The organism is Bartonella sp. AP21QHHD, assembly GCF_042196205.1.
Classification (GTDB): domain Bacteria; phylum Pseudomonadota; class Alphaproteobacteria; order Rhizobiales; family Rhizobiaceae; genus Bartonella.
Genome location: NZ_JBHIPT010000021.1, coordinates 1 through 1,782 on the forward strand (window position 1 = coordinate 1; position 1,782 = coordinate 1,782).

3 protein-coding genes are annotated in these 1,782 nt (G+C 44.8%); all 3 read left to right on the forward strand.

Translation table 11 applies throughout. From position 1 onward, the window contains the following. Positions 1-592 (forward strand): phage tail protein (locus ACFIMC_RS01770; protein ID WP_375685630.1); only part of this gene is annotated, 592 nt, incomplete at its 5' end. Positions 593-698: 106 nt separating this feature from the next. After that, complete coding sequence (locus ACFIMC_RS01775) at positions 699-920, forward strand: hypothetical protein (protein WP_375637004.1); 222 nt, start codon at positions 699-701, stop codon at positions 918-920. A 22-nt stretch (positions 921-942) separates the two neighbouring features. Next, positions 943-1,782: alanine-zipper protein (locus ACFIMC_RS01780; protein WP_375680945.1), on the forward strand; the 840-nt coding region annotated here is incomplete at its 3' end.

The following is a 1,782-nucleotide window of genomic DNA, read 5'->3' on the forward strand; positions in this document are numbered from 1 at the left end:
TGGTAAGCCCGTTTATAAGGCGACAGAAACCGGTTTATTAGCCTTATCGGGAGGAGAGATACAAGATGGCTGTCTTTATACCGTTATTTACGATGAAGATATAACTGGTTGGCAAATTCTCAATCCGACAAGGGGCAAAGTTTCTTCCTTAAAACGTTTACCTTCCGGTCTGATAGGACCGTTTGCAATGGAACGCTTGCCAGATGGTTGGTTGCCATGTGATGGAAGTGCTTATTCGCGAAGAACGTATAGAGCCTTGTTTGAAGTAATAGGGACGACGTGGGGAGAAGGGGATGGCGCCACGACGTTTAATGTTCCCGATTTTCGGGGGCTATTTTTACGGGGACTTGATAATGAACGCAATTTAGACCCTNGCTCTCATTCAACATACAAAACAGTGAATTATCATTATAAATCAGTGTGTTGTAGGTTTACAGAAAAAGACAAGCCGCCGCGTTTACCTTGGTTTATCAGGAGCCCCTTTGCTAATTTTTTATATTATTCAACGCCTATAACAGAAGGTCTGAATGACAGAGAGCATCATGAACATCATCTCATGGCAGAGAGGGNCTATAACAGAAGGTCTGAATGACAGAGAGCATCATGAACATCATCTCATGGCAGAGAGGGTTGGTGGTGTTGAAACGCGCCCCGTTAATGTGAGTGTAATTTATGGGATCAAGACATGAGGAGTTGAAATGTCATTAAAACCGTTTGCGATATCAGAGATTAGCGACCCGTCTCAAGTACGGGTCGTTTTGTATTCTGGGGGAGGTTTTGTTCATGCGCCGCTTACTGGCGTTTTTGATTTACTGAAAGCCGCTTTGAAAACAGAGCTTGATGGTTCACTGAAAGATTTAGAGAAGCGCTTAGAGACCTTAAGAGAAGAGTTTGAAGATTTGAAAGAGTGTTCATTTTAGGTTTAATGGAGGAATAAAGCAGATGAAAATACCTGATCATAGTCATGAGTATCTGATACCAATAGCCACGAAAGAGGAAATCAGAGAAGGAACTTCGCAAGATAGCGTTGTTGTTCCGAAGATTTTAGGGACGGCATCTTTGTATTCGTATGAAACCTTTGCGCCGTTAGAACAGGTTGTGAATGCAAGGCAAGAGTCGGAAAAAGCCATGGCGCGTGCGAATGGTGCGCAACAGGTTGCAGAAGAATCGAAATCTATTGCTGAACGTGCAGAACAAACAGCGAAAGATGCTTCTCAAACAGCAACAGAGACAACCCAAGTAGCAGCGACCGCGGTAGCGACGAGTCATGAAGTTAAGACGATAGCAACACAAGCAAGTCTTAAGGCGGATGGCGCAAAACGGACAGCTGATGATGCCAAGGATATTGCAGAAGAGGCAAAGGCTCTTTCAGAACAATCCAAGAATGCTTGTGCTGAAGTCAAGGAATCTGTTGCAACTGTTAAGAGAGTTGCCGAATCGGCGCAAACAGGAGTGGAACAAGCCTCGCAAACAGCTTCAGAAGCGAAGGGTTTGGCGGAAGCGGCGAAAAGTGCAGCAGAGAGTGTAACAGAGAAAGTAGATCAAGCACTAAGAGAGGCTAGCGATGCAAAATCTAAAGCAGAAGGCTTAGAAACAATAGCCAATGAAGCAAAATCCACGAGTGATCATGCAAGCCAAACCGCTTTGAGTGCAAAAAGTTTATCAGAAGAAGCCAAGGAAGTAGCCGAGACTGCGAAGTCGACAGCAGAAGAAGCGAAGAGTGTTGCGGAGCAAGCAAAAGAAGAAGCTGATACGACGAAGCAAGGGCTTGGAGAGGTCAAG